This is a genomic window from Rhodococcus sp. 05-2254-6, from assembly GCF_002258565.1.
Classification (GTDB): Bacteria; Actinomycetota; Actinomycetes; order Mycobacteriales; family Mycobacteriaceae; genus Rhodococcoides.
This window is the reverse complement of record NZ_NOZF01000159.1, coordinates 41015-55229: the sequence shown is the minus strand read 5'-3', so window position 1 is coordinate 55229 and position 14215 is coordinate 41015. Positions and strand designations below refer to the sequence as shown.

At 65.0% G+C, this 14215-nt stretch carries 14 protein-coding genes; 3 read left to right on the top strand and 11 right to left on the bottom strand.

Annotation, left to right across the window (positions count from 1 at the left end; translation table 11 throughout):
• The first annotated feature begins 52 nt into the window (after nt 1-52).
• The 3 genes from CH256_RS22275 to CH256_RS22265 are packed head-to-tail and all read left to right on the top strand — an operon-like array spanning nt 53 to nt 2450.
• Nucleotides 53-955 (top strand): ABC transporter ATP-binding protein, encoded by a 903-nt coding sequence (locus CH256_RS22275; RefSeq protein ID WP_094670576.1) that lies wholly within the window; start codon nt 53-55, stop codon nt 953-955.
• Nucleotides 952-1698: an ABC transporter permease gene (locus CH256_RS22270; protein WP_094670575.1), complete on the top strand. Its 747-nt coding sequence runs from the start codon at nt 952-954 to the stop codon at nt 1696-1698. The genes CH256_RS22275 and CH256_RS22270 overlap by 4 nt, the downstream gene beginning before the upstream one ends.
• Nucleotides 1695-2450: an ABC transporter permease gene (locus CH256_RS22265; protein ID WP_094638702.1), complete on the top strand. Its 756-nt coding sequence runs from the start codon at nt 1695-1697 to the stop codon at nt 2448-2450. Before CH256_RS22270 ends, CH256_RS22265 begins: the two co-directional genes overlap by 4 nt.
• Before the next feature lie 53 nt (nt 2451-2503).
• Here the strand turns inward: CH256_RS22265 and CH256_RS22260 are convergent, their stop codons facing one another.
• The 11 genes from CH256_RS22260 to CH256_RS22210 all read right to left on the bottom strand — a co-directional run bounded on the left by CH256_RS22260 (nt 2504) and on the right by CH256_RS22210 (nt 14036).
• Nucleotides 2504-3475: an LLM class F420-dependent oxidoreductase gene (locus tag CH256_RS22260; RefSeq protein ID WP_094670574.1), complete on the bottom strand. Its 972-nt coding sequence runs from the start codon at nt 3473-3475 to the stop codon at nt 2504-2506.
• Nucleotides 3476-3484: 9 nt separating this feature from the next.
• Nucleotides 3485-4285 (bottom strand): SDR family NAD(P)-dependent oxidoreductase, encoded by an 801-nt coding sequence (locus tag CH256_RS22255; RefSeq protein WP_068054060.1) that lies wholly within the window; start codon nt 4283-4285, stop codon nt 3485-3487.
• Between the two features lie 29 nt (nt 4286-4314).
• Entirely contained in the window at nt 4315-6114 is a 1800-nt protein-coding gene (locus CH256_RS22250) for a glycoside hydrolase family 15 protein (RefSeq protein WP_179272179.1), read from the bottom strand.
• Complete coding sequence (locus CH256_RS22245) at nt 6111-6803, bottom strand: HAD family hydrolase (protein WP_094670573.1); 693 nt, start codon at nt 6801-6803, stop codon at nt 6111-6113. The genes CH256_RS22250 and CH256_RS22245 overlap by 4 nt, the downstream gene beginning before the upstream one ends.
• An 80-nt stretch (nt 6804-6883) precedes the next feature.
• Entirely contained in the window at nt 6884-7357 is a 474-nt protein-coding gene (locus CH256_RS22240; RefSeq protein WP_068054046.1) for a Dps family protein, read from the bottom strand.
• Nucleotides 7358-7492: 135 nt separating this feature from the next.
• Complete coding sequence (locus CH256_RS22235) at nt 7493-9025, bottom strand: catalase (protein ID WP_373454859.1); 1533 nt, start codon at nt 9023-9025, stop codon at nt 7493-7495.
• A 91-nt stretch (nt 9026-9116) separates the two neighbouring features.
• On the bottom strand, nt 9117-9551 hold the full coding sequence (locus CH256_RS22230; RefSeq protein ID WP_094670572.1) for a Fur family transcriptional regulator: 435 nt from the start codon (nt 9549-9551) through the stop codon (nt 9117-9119).
• A 45-nt stretch (nt 9552-9596) separates the two neighbouring features.
• Nucleotides 9597-10238: an acetoacetate decarboxylase family protein gene (locus tag CH256_RS22225; protein ID WP_094638708.1), complete on the bottom strand. Its 642-nt coding sequence runs from the start codon at nt 10236-10238 to the stop codon at nt 9597-9599.
• Nucleotides 10238-11929 (bottom strand): GMC oxidoreductase, encoded by a 1692-nt coding sequence (locus tag CH256_RS22220; RefSeq protein ID WP_068054039.1) that lies wholly within the window; start codon nt 11927-11929, stop codon nt 10238-10240. The genes CH256_RS22225 and CH256_RS22220 overlap by 1 nt, the downstream gene beginning before the upstream one ends.
• Complete coding sequence (locus tag CH256_RS22215; RefSeq protein WP_068054035.1) at nt 11926-13434, bottom strand: flavin-containing monooxygenase; 1509 nt, start codon at nt 13432-13434, stop codon at nt 11926-11928. The genes CH256_RS22220 and CH256_RS22215 overlap by 4 nt, the downstream gene beginning before the upstream one ends.
• Nucleotides 13431-14036 (bottom strand): TetR/AcrR family transcriptional regulator, encoded by a 606-nt coding sequence (locus CH256_RS22210; RefSeq protein ID WP_373454858.1) that lies wholly within the window; start codon nt 14034-14036, stop codon nt 13431-13433. Before CH256_RS22210 ends, CH256_RS22215 begins: the two co-directional genes overlap by 4 nt.
• Nucleotides 14037-14215 lie beyond the last annotated feature (179 nt).

The following is a 14215-nucleotide window of genomic DNA, read 5'->3' as shown; positions in this document are numbered from 1 at the left end:
GGACATACTCGGGACCGACGATTCTCGCCGCCGAATGCGGGACCGTCGAGGCATGGACATCGTCAGAACTCACAGCCTCGGCAAGCGCTACGACACCCATACCGTCGTCGACGACGTGAACCTTCGCATTCCTGAGGGCTGCGTCTACGGCTTTCTCGGTCCGAACGGATCGGGCAAATCGACGACCATGAAGATGTTGCTGTCCCTGATCCGACCGACCTCCGGCGAGGTGGAGATCCTCGGGAAGCCGATGAATCACGAGACCCGCCGCGGAGTGCTCTCGCACATCGGTTCACTCATCGAAGCTCCACCCGGATACGGCCATCTCACGGGTGCGGAAAACCTTCGCATCGTGCAACGCTCGCTCGGATTGCACGCCGAACAGATCGACCGGGCGGTGGCCACCGTCCGGCTGCAGGAGCACCTCGACAAGAAGGTGAAGAACTACTCACTGGGGATGAAACAGCGCCTGGGCATCGCGATGGCGCTCGCGCGCGAACCACGACTTCTGATCCTGGACGAGCCCACCAACGGCTTGGACCCGGCGGGCATCGAAGAGATCCGCGGCCTGCTCCGCCATCTCGCCGAACACGGCGTGACAGTGATGGTCTCGAGCCATCTGCTCGGCGAGATCGACAAGACGGCGAACATGCTGGGGATCCTGAGCCAGGGGCGCTTGATCTTCCAAGGCACCCGCGACGAGCTGTTCGCCGCCGCCACTCCGGATGTACTCATCGACGTCATCGATCCAACCTGCGCGCGTTCGGTTCTGCAACAGCGTATTTCGGTCGAGGTCGAGGATCACACGCTGAGGCTGTCCGGCATCGACGATCGAGGTGCCGCACAGGTGGTGGCAGAACTCGTCGGCGCGAACGCAGGCGTCTACGGCGTTCGGCGCGACGATCAGTCGCTCGAAGACGTATTCATGAATCTGACGAAGGGTGGCCGATTGTGACGACCGTACGCAACGAGTTCGCCAAACTCAGGCACCTGCACATCGGCGCGATCGCCACATTGTTGGTCGCCGCAATCGTCGGGTTGACCTTCGTCGGGGCTCTCACCGCAACAGCGTCGAAGGATTCGACCACGGTCTCCTGGGCACTGCCACTGGCCGGGCTGTCCCTTGCCGTCCCCATCGCATCCCCGCTGCTGATCACCGTGATGGCAAGCCGCACAATGGAAGTCGAGCATCAATCCAACGGCTGGCTGCTGAACCGGACCACTGGAGCCGGCCGCGGAGCCCTCGTGCGCGCGAAGCTCGTCTCGACGGGCCTCGTCGTTGCCGGCGCGACGGTGGCGGCCAGTGCTGGAGGTGTATTTCTGGGAACCGCCATCGGAGTGACCCAACCCTTGCCTGCCGCCCTGTGGTTGGGCTATACGGCGGCGGCGGTGACGATCAACCTCGTGATACTCGCTGTGCACCTGCTGATCTCAGCGCGAGTGGACAACCAACTGGTCGCGCTGGGAATCGGCATCGTGGGTACCGTCATCGCGATCTGCGCCTCCGGATTTCCCTCCTGGGCAGCACACTTGACGCCGTGGGGCTACTACTCCTTGGCGTCTGCCGCCGACTACCGAGGCGAACAGGTGGTGACGCTGAACCCGTCCTACGCCAGCATCGCAGCCCTCGCAGTTGTCGGGGCAGTGTCGTTCTGGCTCAAGACCGTTCGACTCGATCGACAGGAGGTACGAGCATGAATGCGTTCTCGGCCGAAATGATCAAGCTCAGGCGCTCGCAGGCATGGGCGGTCGTCGTTCTCCTTCCGCTGATCATCGCGGGGGTCGGAACCTTCAACACGATCGCGTCGGGCGCAGAATTGGCAGAGGGATGGCGCACATTGTGGTTGCGCACAGTCGTGTTCTGGGGCTTGTTCCCACTCGCACTCGGAGTTGCGGTACTGGCATCACTGGTTTGGAAATCCGAACACCGAGGCGGGAATTGGAATGCCCTGATGAGTGGGCCGGTTCCGTCGGCGCGCATCGTGATCGCCAAGACCGCGGTGGTGGCAACACTGACCGCGGCCATGAACATCGTCATGCTGGCAGCCGTCGTTGTTCTCGGCAAGGTGGTCTTCTCGCTCGACGGAACGCTCCCCTCCGAGCTCCTCGCGACCGGTGCGCTGATAGTGGTGGGGTCACTACCGGTCGCGGCACTGCACACCGCTCTGTCGATGGCTGTCAGGTCGTTCGCGGTGCCGATTGCCATCGCTCTCGTCGGGGCCGGTATGTCGGTGTTCCTCCTCACCGCCGAGGTGACCGGGGCGATCTTCGTGCTGCCCTATGCACTGGCCACTCGCGCAACCCAGTTGACCTCCGGAACTTTCGGTGACTCGGGTTCGCTGACCACCGGAGCCGCACTGTCGGTCCTGACGGCCATGGCGCTGCTCACTGTCTCGGTTGTCGCATCGGCCGGCAGGGCGCTCGACCGCAAGGACATTCACGTCCAGTGACAGCTCGAGGCCCCGATCGGATGCTCTCGATCGGGGCCTCGTGGAACGTCGGGTCAGCTGGACGCAGCGCGCAGTTTCTCCAACAGCGGGCCGGCAGCCTCAGCGAGGAAGCGCTCCTGGGTCTCGTCGCCCACCTGCACGAGTGCGATGTCGGTGTAGCCGGCCTCCCAGTACGGCTTCACGGCCTCGACGATGGCGTCCAGGTCCGGTCCACACGGAATCGTCTCGGCCACATCTTCTTTGCGTACGAACTTGGTGGCTCCGGCGAAACCGGCCGTCGTCGGCAGATCGGCGTTGACGGCCCAGCCACCGGCGAACCAGCGGAAGCGATCGTGCGCGCGATCGACGGCCGCGTCCTTGTCCGGATCCCAGGAGATCGGGATCTGTCCGATGGACCGCGCCGGGCCCTCGTGGTTGTCGGACCATGCCTTGACCAGATCGGCGTCGGGCTCGGTGGCGATGAGGTGGTCGCCGTACTCGGCGAACCGCGCGACGGCCTTCTCGCCACCGGCTGCGATGCCGATGGGCACGCCGCCCTCGGGCAGGTCCCAGATCCGGGCGGAGTCGACGCGAAAGTGCTTGCCGTCGTAGGTGACCAAGCCACCGGAGTGCAATGCCCTGATGATCTCGAGCGCCTCGACGAACATGTCCTGCCGCTTGTCGATGGACGGCCAGCCCTCGCCGACGACGTGCTCGTTCAGGTTCTCACCGCTGCCGAGGCCGAGGGTGAAGCGTCCGTCGGCCAGAATTTGCAGCGTGGCGGCCTTCTGCGCGACGACGGCCGGGTGGTACCGGATGATCGGGCACGTCACGTATGTCATCAACTCGACGCGTTCGGTGGCCTGAGCCACCGCACCCAGCGTCGTCCATGCGTAGGGCGAGTGACCCATCGACGAGAGCCACGGCGAGTAGTGGTCGCTGGCGACCTCGAAGTCGAAGCCGACCTTCTCGGCTCCGACGGCGTACTGCACCAGCTCCTTCGGGCCGCTCTGCTCGGTCATCAACGTGTATCCGAAATTGGTCATGCTGTTCTCCTAAATTGTTGCGACGGAACCGGCGTCGACTCGGTAGTTCGATCCGTTGACGAAGGACGCGCGGTCCGAACACAGGAACGTGATCACCGAGGCGACTTCCTCGGGCTCGCCACGGCGTCCGAGCTCCATGTACGGACGCTCCTCGTCGAGGAAGCTCTCGATGGCACCGTCGCGGTCGGTTCCCTTCTCCTCGGCGCGCTTGTCCATCATCGCGTCGGTCATCGGGGTGTGAATGAACGCGGGAGAGACTGCATTGACCAGCAGTCCCTCGGACGCATAGCTGCGCGAGAGCCCCTTGGCGAGGGCCAGCACGCCGGCTTTGGCTGCGCAATAGGGCAATTCGTCGTCGTACGGCTGCACGGCGTCCTCGGAGGTCAGCAACACGATGCGTCCCCAGCCACCGCGGCGGAGTGCGGGCAGAAATGCTCGCAGTAGCCGGACCGGTCCCATCAGGTCGATGTCGAGGGTGGAACGCCACCCCTCCTCGTCGATCTCGTGGAACAGCCCCTGCGCTCCGGTCACTCCCGAGGACTGGACGAGAATGTCGATGTCGCCCACTGCCTGCTGCGTCCGTGCTGCCAGGTTCTCGACCGCGTCGGTGTCGGTCACGTCCGCGGCGAACGCGAACAACTGCCCCTCCGCTGCGCCGAGTTTCGCTGCGGCCTCGTCGAGAAAGGTCTGATCCTTGTCGCTGATCACGACGCGAACCCCCTCGGCCAGCAGCATTTTCGCGGTGTGCCAGCCGATACCGGAGTCTGCTCCGGTGACCAGTGCTGTCCTACCGTTGATTCCCAAATCCATCGAATTCCACCTTGTGTATGAGAGTGCGGTCAGGCTGTGGCGTCGTGCGAGCGCGCAATGGTCAGCGCCGCATTCACCAGGGCCAGGTGGCTCAAGCCTTGTGGGAAGTTACCCAGAAACGATCCATCCGAAGCATCGATCATTTCGCTGTACAAACCGACGTCGTTGGACAGCTCCACCAGTTGGTCCATCAGAGCTGCGGCTTCATCGTCTCGGCCGACGCAGGACAGCGCCGATACTCGCCAGAACGCGCAGGCCACGAAGGTCACCTCTTCCTTCGAGACCCCGCTGTAGCGGTACATCAACGGACCGGCACCGAGTTCTTCGACGAGCGCATCGATGGTGGACGAAAGACGTTCTCCCCGATCGAAATCCATCTCGGCCGCGAGCAGTACCGACGCATCGAGACCGTCGGCACCCGGGTACGCGAGGTAGGCCTGCCGCTCGTCCGACCAACACTCGGTCTCGATGTAGAGCCGGATGCGTTCCTTCTCGGCCTTCCATCGATCCGGTATCCCCGGGATCTCGCCTGCTTCTGCCAGGTGCACGGCGCAGTCCAGCGCCTGCCAGCAACCGAGCTTGGAGCTGGTGTAGTGCTGTTCGTCCTCGAGCTCCCAGATCCCCGCGTCCTTGCGCTGCCACGAATCGCAGGCCTCGTCGGCGATGGCGGCCAGCAGGCGCCCCGTCTGCGCGTCCAGAATGTTCCCCGCGTCGACGTACTGGCGGATGATCGAGAACAGATCACCGAAGATCATCAGCTGCAGCTGATCCGCGGCAGCGTTGCCGTTGACCACCGGTCCGATGCCTCGCCAGCCGGGAACGTCGGGTTGTTCCGTGCCACCGGGTAGTTCACCACCGAGGGTGTAGAAGACATTCACCAACGGATCGTTGACTCGGATCACTTTCAGCAGCCACGCCACTGCAGCATGGATCTCCTCGCGAAGGCCGAACCGTTGCAGCGCACGGATGGTGTACGCGGCGTCGCGCACCCACGCGTAGCGGTAGTCCCAGTTCTTGCCACCGGTCCTGTTCTCGGGCAGAGAGGTGGTGGCAGCGGCGGCGATTGCACCGGAGGGGCTGTGCAGCAACAACTTCAGAGCCAGCGCGCTCCGCGCCACATGCTCCGACCACGGTCCCTGGTACGAGAATTCGTCGGACCACACGCGCCAGTTGGCGATCGTCCGGTCGATCCCCTCGTCGAGGTGCTGCGGATCGGGCAGCGGCAACGGCTCGTTCTCCGTCCCCACGACGCCCAGCACATGCCGAGAATCCGGGTGGGAGGTGAAGACACCACCGATGTCGCGGTCCGCGACATGCACCTCCTCGATTCCCAGAGTCCGCACGGCCAGGGTCAATCCGTCGACCCGCAACACGGTGCCGTGCTCGGTGTCGTACGCCCACGGCGACGCGATGCCGAGCATGGTGCCCGGTGCCACGGACCACGACAACTCGACGGTGCCGTCGAGACCCTCGACGCGACGGGCCAACTCCACCCACGGAAGACGCCCGGCGACACCGGTGTTCAACGAGTCGGTGATTCGAACGGTACCGGTGTCGGTACGGAACGTCGTGCTCAGCACATTCGTACCAGGGACGAATTCGCGCTGGACGGTGAACTCCTCCAGCGGCGTCAGCTGGATGTATCCGCCGTTCCCCGCGTCGAGCAACGCTGCGAACGGCGGCGGCGAATCGAGGTTCGGAACCGGAAACCAATCGATCCGGCCGTCGTCGGCGATCATCGCCACGGTGCGGCCGTCACCGATGGCTCCGTAGCTCTCGATGGAAACATAACCGTCGACCCTGGGGTGCGGCTTGCGGAACTCGCTCAAGCACTTGCCTTTTCATCGGAGTAGAAGGGACTGTCCTCGATGTTGGCGAGCAGATCGGCGGGGTCGTCGAACACTGCTATCGCGCCCGCGTCGAGCAATTCTCCGCGCGAGATACCACCGCTCAGTACACCGACGGCGCGTACACCCGCGCGACCGGCCGACTCGATGTCCCAGACGCTGTCGCCGACCATCACCGCCTTGGATGCCTCGACGCCGGCCCGTTCGAGTGCAACCGCGACGATGTCGGGCTCCGGCTTGGCTACGTCGGCGTCCTCGCCGCTCGTCACCACGGCAACGGAGTCCTCGACATCGAGCAGGTCGCGCAACGTCGACAGCTCGCTCTCCGGAGCCGAGGTTGCAAGCACCACGGTGATGCCGCGAGAGTTCAAGTCCGCCAACAGTTCACGGGCACCCGGCAGCACTTCGAGATCCGCCGACGCAGCAGCGTAGTACTCGCCGTGCAGCTTCTTCGCTTCGTGGGCAAGCGCGCTGTCCGAGGACCCGACGAGCGTCTCGAGCAGTTTCGACCCGTCCATCCCGATGCAGCGGTGAACACGCCAGGAAGCAACGGAACCACCGGCCTCACGAAACGCGCGCGACCACGCGTCGACGTGCACGTAGTTGGAATCGACGAGGGTGCCGTCGATGTCGAGCAGGACCGCGTCGACCGTCGGCTTCAAAACAGGCATGGTTTTCGGATACCCGGGGGTGGTGCAGGCAAACAACAGGCCCCCCGCTGTGCGCGAGGGGCCTGTCGGGTGGGAAAACGTCAGCTGGCCTGGGCCTGCCACATCCAGTGCAGCTGCTCGAGCCGAGCAGTGATGCCGATGAGCAGGTCCTGGGTCACCGGATCGGCTTCGCCGGTGTCGGCGATGCGTCCGCGAAGACGCTCCACGACCGCGGCGAGGTTGTCGACGACCGCTGGGACGACTTCGCTGTCCTTGGTCCATCCGGCACCGAAGCCCTTGGTTCCTGCCGTCGAGGAGACGGTGGCTGCGCGCCCGTCGGGGCTGACGCCGATAGCGGTGGCGCGCTCGGCGGCCTGGTCGGTGAATTCACGTGCGGCCGTGACCAGCTCGTCGAGCTCGAGGTGCACCGACCGGAAGTTCTTGCCGATCACGTTCCAGTGCGCCTGCTTGGCGATGAGCGAAAGGTCGATGAGATCGACCACGGTTCCCTGAAGCGCGTCGCCGGCAATCTTCTGCTGGCCTGCGTCGAGGGTGCTGGTGATGGGGTTCGTCATGATGTGGCCTCCCTGCCGTTGGACGACGGTATGCATCGCACACCATTATTGTTCTTCCGTCTGTACTACACAACGGCAGGTCGACCCCCGTTGTTCCGGATCGACGTCACATCCGCTGTGACGCCGATCCCAACATCAGACCTTGGCTGCTTCGTCGGCAGGATCGTCGATTGCGCCTGCACCCGTGGTCGGTGCGGTCTCGTTCTGCTGCGACCGAACGCCTTCCTCGACCTTCTTGCCGAGTTCGGGATCGACGTTGGTCCAGTACTCGAACACGCGGCTCAGAACGGGCTCGCTGACGCCGTTGAGGACGTGCCCCACGATGTTCCCGACGAGGCGCTCGCGCTGCGCGTCGTCCATGACCTCACGGACCAGGGCTCCCGCTTGCACGAAGTCGCCGTCCTCGGGGTGCTCGATGTACCCGGTGCGCACGAAGCGGGGCTCGAAGTCCCATGCTCCGTCGTCGCCGTACTTGTTCGTGTCCGCCGACGGGCCGCCGAACGAGTTCGGCGCGTAGACGGGCGTCTCCGGGGAGTTGAACGAGTACCGCATGTTGCCGTCCTTGGAGTACGAGTTGACCTCGGACTTCGGGGCGTTGACCGGCAGCTGCGCGTAGTTGGCTCCGATGCGGTATCGGTGCGCGTCGGCGTAGGAGAAGACGCGGCCGAGCAGCATCTTGTCGGGGCTGAAGCCGATGCCGGGCACGGTGTTGGACGGCTCGAACGAGCTCTGCTCGATCTGCGCGAAGAAGTTCTCCGGGTTGCGGTTCAAGGTCATCTTGCCGACCTCGATCAACGGGTAGTCCTTCTGCGACCAGACCTTGGTGAGGTCGAACGGGTTGTACTTGTAGTTCTCGGCCTCGTCGTACGGCATGAGCTGCACCTTGAGGGTCCAGCTGGGGAAGTCGCCGTTCTTGATGGATCCGAAGAGGTCCTGACGGTGGTGGTCGGGGGACGTACCCGCAACCTCGTCCGCCTTGTCCTGCGTCAGGTAGTCGATGCCCTGGTCGGTCTTGAAGTGGAACTTGACCCAGGTCTTGGTGCCGTCCTCTGCGATGAGCTGGTACGTGTGCGAACCGAACCCGTCCATGTGGCGGAACGACTTGGGGATACCCCGGTCGCCCATGAGCCACGTCACCTGGTGCGCCGACTCGGGCGAGAGGGTCCAGAAGTCCCACTGCATGTTGTTGTCGCGCAGACCGGAGTCGGGCATGCGCTTCTGGCTACGGATGAAGTCCTGGAACTTGATCGGGTCCTTGACGAAGAAGATCGGGGTGTTGTTGCCGACCAGGTCCCAGTTGCCTTCTTCTGTGTAGAACTTCAGCGAGAATCCGCGCGGGTCACGCCAGGTGTCGGGGCTGCCCTGCTCGCCCGCGACGGTGGAGAAGCGCGCCAGCATCTCGGTCTTGGCACCGGGCTGCAACGCCTTAGCCTTGGTGTACTTGCTGATGTCTCCGGTGATCTCGAGTTCACCGAACGCGCCTGCGCCCTTGGCGTGCACGACGCGCTCCGGGACCCGCTCACGGTTGAACTGCGCCATCTTCTCGATGAGGTAGTGGTCGTGGAGAAGAATCGGTCCCTGCGTTCCGGCGGTCAGCGACTGATCGTCGCTGGGGACGGGGATTCCCGAGTTGCTGGTGGTCGGTTTGTTGGTGATCGGCTTGGTCATACGAAGCCTCCTGTAGGGCTGAATCGAATTCGGAGAGGGCTGCTCTTCGAAAGATCTTTGAAACCGAGCGGCCGCACGCTGGACCGCAGTGTCAGACGGAATGCCTCGTGCAGTCGCCGCACAAACCCCAGAAGACGATCTCGGCTTCGTCGACGACAAATCCGTGGGTGTTCTCGGGGACGAGACACGGCGCCGCTCCGACGACGCAATCGACATCGGCAACCACATGACACTCTCGGCACACGAGGTGGTGGTGATTGTCCGCCGTCCGACTCTCGTACAGCGCGGCCGAGCCGGCCGGTTCGATGCGACGGAGCAAACCTGCATCAACGCAGGCCCTGAGCACGTCGTATACGGCCTGGGTCGACACCGAACCACCGTCCTCCCGGACGGCGGCAGCGATGTCGTCGGCGTCCGAATGCGGTCGGGCTGTGACCGCTTTCAGACCTGCAACCCGGGGTCCGGTGACGCGGAGACCGACCGAGCGCAACTGCGCTGCGGGGTCGACGCGTTCGGTGAGCTGCATGTACTCCAGTATGCCCCTAATCTGGACTAAGTCAAGAAAAAGGGTTCAGGGCTGGCCGACCAGGCGCGCTTCACCCGTCCGCATCGAACCGGTCACGATCTGCAAGCCGAAATACGTGCCCGACGGCATCCAGCGACTCAGCGTCGGGCCCTTCGCGTCCACCTCGACGCGGGCCAACCTGGCTTTGCCCTTCAGGCTCGCGGTGGCGATGGCCGAGCCGCCGGACACGGGCTGCGCGAAACCGAGGGAGCCGAGCATCGGGAACTGCGGTCCCACGGCGCGGGACGTCGTCCGCACCGACCATTCGTCGCCGCTCGCCCCGGCCTCGCCCAGCACGTCACCCTCGAACTCGGCCAGCACCTTGGGCAGGTGCCAGTTGGTCCGGCCGCCGTGGACAGATGTCGCGGAATCGACGGCGATGAACGGCACCGCCATCCGCGGAACGCGTCCGACGTCGCGGCGCAGCACCGGGCTCGCCAGGATCTCGCGGTACGGGCCGACCGGTGAGGTGACGTAGTCGACGACCATCGCCATCGTGATCGGCAACGTCTTGGCACCGACAGGTGCGAAGTCCGACGAGCGGGCCCGATGCCACCAGATCGTGGCTCGCACGTTCGCCGGCCACGGCGCTGCCGGACTGACCGGCCAGTCGGTGCGATCGGTATCGGATTCGGTGACACTCCACATCAGGAATCCCTCCCCACGACGGTCAGTGGAAGCCGCAGGGCGCCCGGTGCCGACACCGGCACCACCGGCTGCACGGGCTGAGTGGGTGCGATCTCCTGATAGCCAGAGCCCACCGCGGGTCGCCGGTCGGGCTCACCCTTGTTGGGCCACAACGCCATTGCTCGCTCGGCCTGGGCGGTGATCGTCAGGGACGGATTGACGCCGAGGTTGGCGCTGACGGCCGAACCGTCGAGCACGTGCAGCCCCTCGTAGCCGTAGACGCGCTGGTAACCGTCGATCACGCCGGTCTGCGGCGAGTCGCCGATCGCGCAGCCACCGAGGAAGTGCGCGGTCATCGGAATGTTGACGATCTCGGCGATCGACCCGCCCGGGTCACCGCCGATCTTGTCCGCGAGCAGACGAATTGCCTCGTGCCCCTGCGGAATCCACTGCGGCGGTGGATCACCCGCGCCGGGCCTGCTGGTGAGGCGACGCCCGAACGGCCCCTTCTTGGATCCGAGCTCGAGCGAGTTGTCGTCGGTCTGCATCACCAACGCGATGACGGTTCGCTCCGACCAACGATGCACCGACAGGCTCCGTACCGCAGCGCCGGGGTGACGGAGTGCGACGCCGAGCGTCTTGAGCACGCGCGGCATCTTGCCGCCGCCGTCGCTGAGCACGGTCTGCAGTAGGCCGATTGCGTTGCTGCCCTTGCCGTATCGCACCGGTTCGATGTGCGTGTGATCGTCCGGGTGGAACGACGACGTGATGGCCACGCCCTCGTGGTAGTCGACCTCACGGCCGCGAGCGGTCGCGGCGAGCACGGCCTCGGAGTTGGTGCGCACCAGCGAGCCGATCTTGTCCGACAACCGCGGGAGCGAGCCCTTCTCCTTGGCCGCGAGCATCAGCTTCTGGGTGCCGTAGGTGCCGGCCGAAAAGATGACCTGATCGGCGGTGATCGTCTTCTCCTTGCGACGCAGCTTGCCACCGGTCCGACGCGTCACCACGTCGTAGCCCGCGCCGTTCGGCCGCACGTCCACGACAGTGGTCAACGGAAGAACATGCGCGCCTGCGTGTTCGGCGAGGTACAGGTAGTTCTTGACGAGGGTGTTCTTCGCGCCGACGCGGCAGCCGGTCATGCACGCTCCGCATTCGGTGCAGCCGGTGCGCTCGGGCCCGGCACCGCCGAAGAACGGGTCGGGCGCGGTGCGGCCGCGATCTCCGAAGTAGACGCCCACCGGGGTCGAGGTGAACGTGTCCCCCACCCCCATGTCCTCGGCCACCTCTTTCATCACCTTGTCCGAGGCGGTGATGGTCGGGTTGGTCTCGACGCCGAGCATCCTCCGGGCCTGGTCGTAGTACGGATTCAGCTCGCGCTGCCAATCGGTGATCGAACCCCACTGCGGGTCCTCGAAGAACTTCGCCGGGGGTTGATACAGGGTGTTCGCGTAGTTCAGCGAACCTCCGCCGACGCCTGCCCCTGCCATCACCAGTACATCGGGCAGCAGGTGGATACGTTGCACCCCATAGCAACCCAACGCCGGAGCCCACAGATACTTGCGCAGCCGCCAGCTGGTCTTCGGCAGCTCGTCGTCCTCGAACCGTCGACCGGACTCGAGAACCGCCACCCGGTACCCCTTCTCGACCGCCCGCAACGCGGCGACACTGCCGCCGAAACCGGAGCCGATGATCAATACGTCGTAGTCGCTCATGCGGATACCACCTCGTTGTCTGAGTCGAGAGCGTCGGAGACGAGCCGATAATTCGGCACGTCGAACTCGCGCGTCTTGTTGCGGAACCGGAATGTGTAGGTGGGCCACATCGTGGAATTGCGGCCGTTGGCGTCGAGGTACCAGCTCGAGCACCCGCCGGCATTCCACACGGTGCCGTCGAGCGCGGAATCGACCCACGAATTGTGTTGCCGCTGAGCGGATTCGTTGACCTCCACGGCCGCGATCCTGCGATCCTTCATCGCGTGCAGCGCGGACACCACGTAGTTGGCCTGCGACTCGAGCATGTAGACGATGGAACTGTGCCCGAGGTTGGTGTTGGGGCCGTACATCAGGAACAGGTTCGGGAAGCCGGCGACGGTGGTGCCGAGATGCGCCTGCGGGCTACCGCCCCAGTGCTCCGCGAGCGTCCGACCGTCGTTGCCGCGCAGCAGATGCGACACCGGCGGCTCGGTGGGGGTGAACCCCGTCGCGAAGATGATGGTGTCCACCTCGTGGTTGCGGCCCGAGGCGTCGACGACGCCGTTCTCGGTCACCGACGTCAGCCCCGACGTGACGAGATCGACGTCCGGCCGGTCCAGTGTCGGCAGCCAATCATTGGACAGCAGAAGCCTTTTGCAGCCGGGCGCGTAGTCGGGAGTCAGCGCCGCACGTTTCACCGGGTTCTTGACCTGGCGCTTCAGATTCGATTTCGCGAACACCTTCACCGCGGGCAGCAGCCACGGGTTGTCCGCCAGCACGGTCACGTAGGCCTCGCGGTAGCCGTAGATGACACCGCGAACCGCGCGGTGCGCCAGAGGGATTCGCTCGTACAGCGTGCGCTCGAGCCGGCCGATGGTGCGGTCCAGGCGCGGAATCACCCACGCGGGGGTGCGCTGGAAGACGGTGAGCCGCTCGGCCCGGTCGACTATCTCGGGGACGAACTGCACCGCAGACGCCCCGGTGCCGATCACGGCGACCCGCTCGCCGGTGAGGTCGTGCTCGTGATTCCAGGTCGCAGAATGGAACACGGTGCCCGAGAACGTGTCGATGCCGGGGACGTCCGGGATCTTCGGAGTGGACAACGCGCCGGTGGCGGCAACCAGAACACGCGCGCTCGCCGAACCCTGCGACGTCTGCACCGACCAACGCTTGTTCACCTCGTCCCAGGTCGCGGACTGCAACTCACAGTTCGTGACGATGCGATCGTTCAGGTCCAGACGATCCACCACCGAACGCAGGTAGTCGAACAATTCGGGCTGACGCGCGAAGGTGTGACTCCACTTGGGGCTCGGGGCGAACGAGAACGAGTACAGCGAGGTCGGCACGTCGCATGCACACCCCGGGTAGGTGTTGTCTCGCCACGTGCCACCCACGTCGGACGCGCGCTCGATGACGGTCACGTCGGCGGTCGGGTCGGCGGCGAGAATCTTCGCCACCGCGGCCAGGCCTGCGAAGCCGGCTCCGACCACCAGCACGTCGAGCTGTTCGGGGAGAGTTGCGTTCACGAATCCATCACCTTTTCGGACCAGACGGGAAGGAGCCGCCCGCGCAGCAGCGCGTCGGCTTCGGGAGTGCGGAACAGCGCCGAGACGGCCAGTCCGCGGGCGAGTTCGACACTGAGCTCGATGGATTCGGGGGACATCCGGCTACCCATGACGATCTGGGCACCGCCCTGAATGGCCTCGGCGACGCGCCGCTCCAAGGGGATCATCGCCTCGTGCAGCGCCGGGTCGGTACGGGCAGCCACCCAGAGCTCGAGCGCGGCGTAGAACAGGGGCCCGGAGAATGCGTCGGCGAGGATCTCGGGTCCTCGCTCGGGGTCCGGTTCGGCTTCGAGGATCTCCGAGAGACGACGATCGACGAGGTGCTCGACGGCCGCGATCAGCAAGGACTCCTTGGTCGGGAAGTGGTGCAGCTGCGCTCCCCGCGAGACACCGGCACGCCGCGCGATCTCCTGGGTGCTGGTCTTGGCGAAGCCCAGTTCGACCAGACAATCGATCGCGGCGTCGAGCAGCATCGCCCGGGTGCCCGCAGTGCGTTCGGCCTGCGTTCGGCGCTCGGTGGGCGCTGAGTCGTCGAGCCCTGTGTCGGTAGTCACACTTGGCACAGTAGCGCTAAATCAACAAACAGTCCAGCCTGACTTTAAGTTTGCTTCGGGAAGCAGTCGGTCTCGATCTCACCGGTTGATCGGAAAGTCGACTGGACTGCGCGCACCGCTTTCCAAACCATTTCCACTGTCTCGGCTCTACGATCAGGTCGGTTCGACATGCTGTAGCCACGCGAATG

Excerpts from the sequence above, each read along its gene's own strand:
- CH256_RS22240 (WP_068054046.1), bottom strand. The coding sequence starts at position 7,357 with ATGACGAACCCCATCACCAGCACCCTCGACGCAGGCCAGCAGAAGATT.
- CH256_RS22275 (WP_094670576.1), top strand. The coding sequence starts at position 53 with ATGGACATCGTCAGAACTCACAGCCTCGGCAAGCGCTACGACACCCAT.
- CH256_RS22260 (WP_094670574.1), bottom strand. The coding sequence starts at position 3,475 with ATGACCAATTTCGGATACACGTTGATGACCGAGCAGAGCGGCCCGAAG.
- CH256_RS22225 (WP_094638708.1), bottom strand. The coding sequence starts at position 10,238 with ATGTGGAGTGTCACCGAATCCGATACCGATCGCACCGACTGGCCGGTC.
- CH256_RS22255 (WP_068054060.1), bottom strand. The coding sequence starts at position 4,285 with ATGGATTTGGGAATCAACGGTAGGACAGCACTGGTCACCGGAGCAGAC.
- CH256_RS22220 (WP_068054039.1), bottom strand. The coding sequence starts at position 11,929 with ATGAGCGACTACGACGTATTGATCATCGGCTCCGGTTTCGGCGGCAGT.
- CH256_RS22230 (WP_094670572.1), bottom strand. The coding sequence starts at position 9,551 with ATGCAGCTCACCGAACGCGTCGACCCCGCAGCGCAGTTGCGCTCGGTC.
- CH256_RS22265 (WP_094638702.1), top strand. The coding sequence starts at position 1,695 with ATGAATGCGTTCTCGGCCGAAATGATCAAGCTCAGGCGCTCGCAGGCA.
- CH256_RS22235 (WP_373454859.1), bottom strand. The coding sequence starts at position 9,025 with ATGACCAAGCCGATCACCAACAAACCGACCACCAGCAACTCGGGAATC.
- CH256_RS22245 (WP_094670573.1), bottom strand. The coding sequence starts at position 6,803 with ATGCCTGTTTTGAAGCCGACGGTCGACGCGGTCCTGCTCGACATCGAC.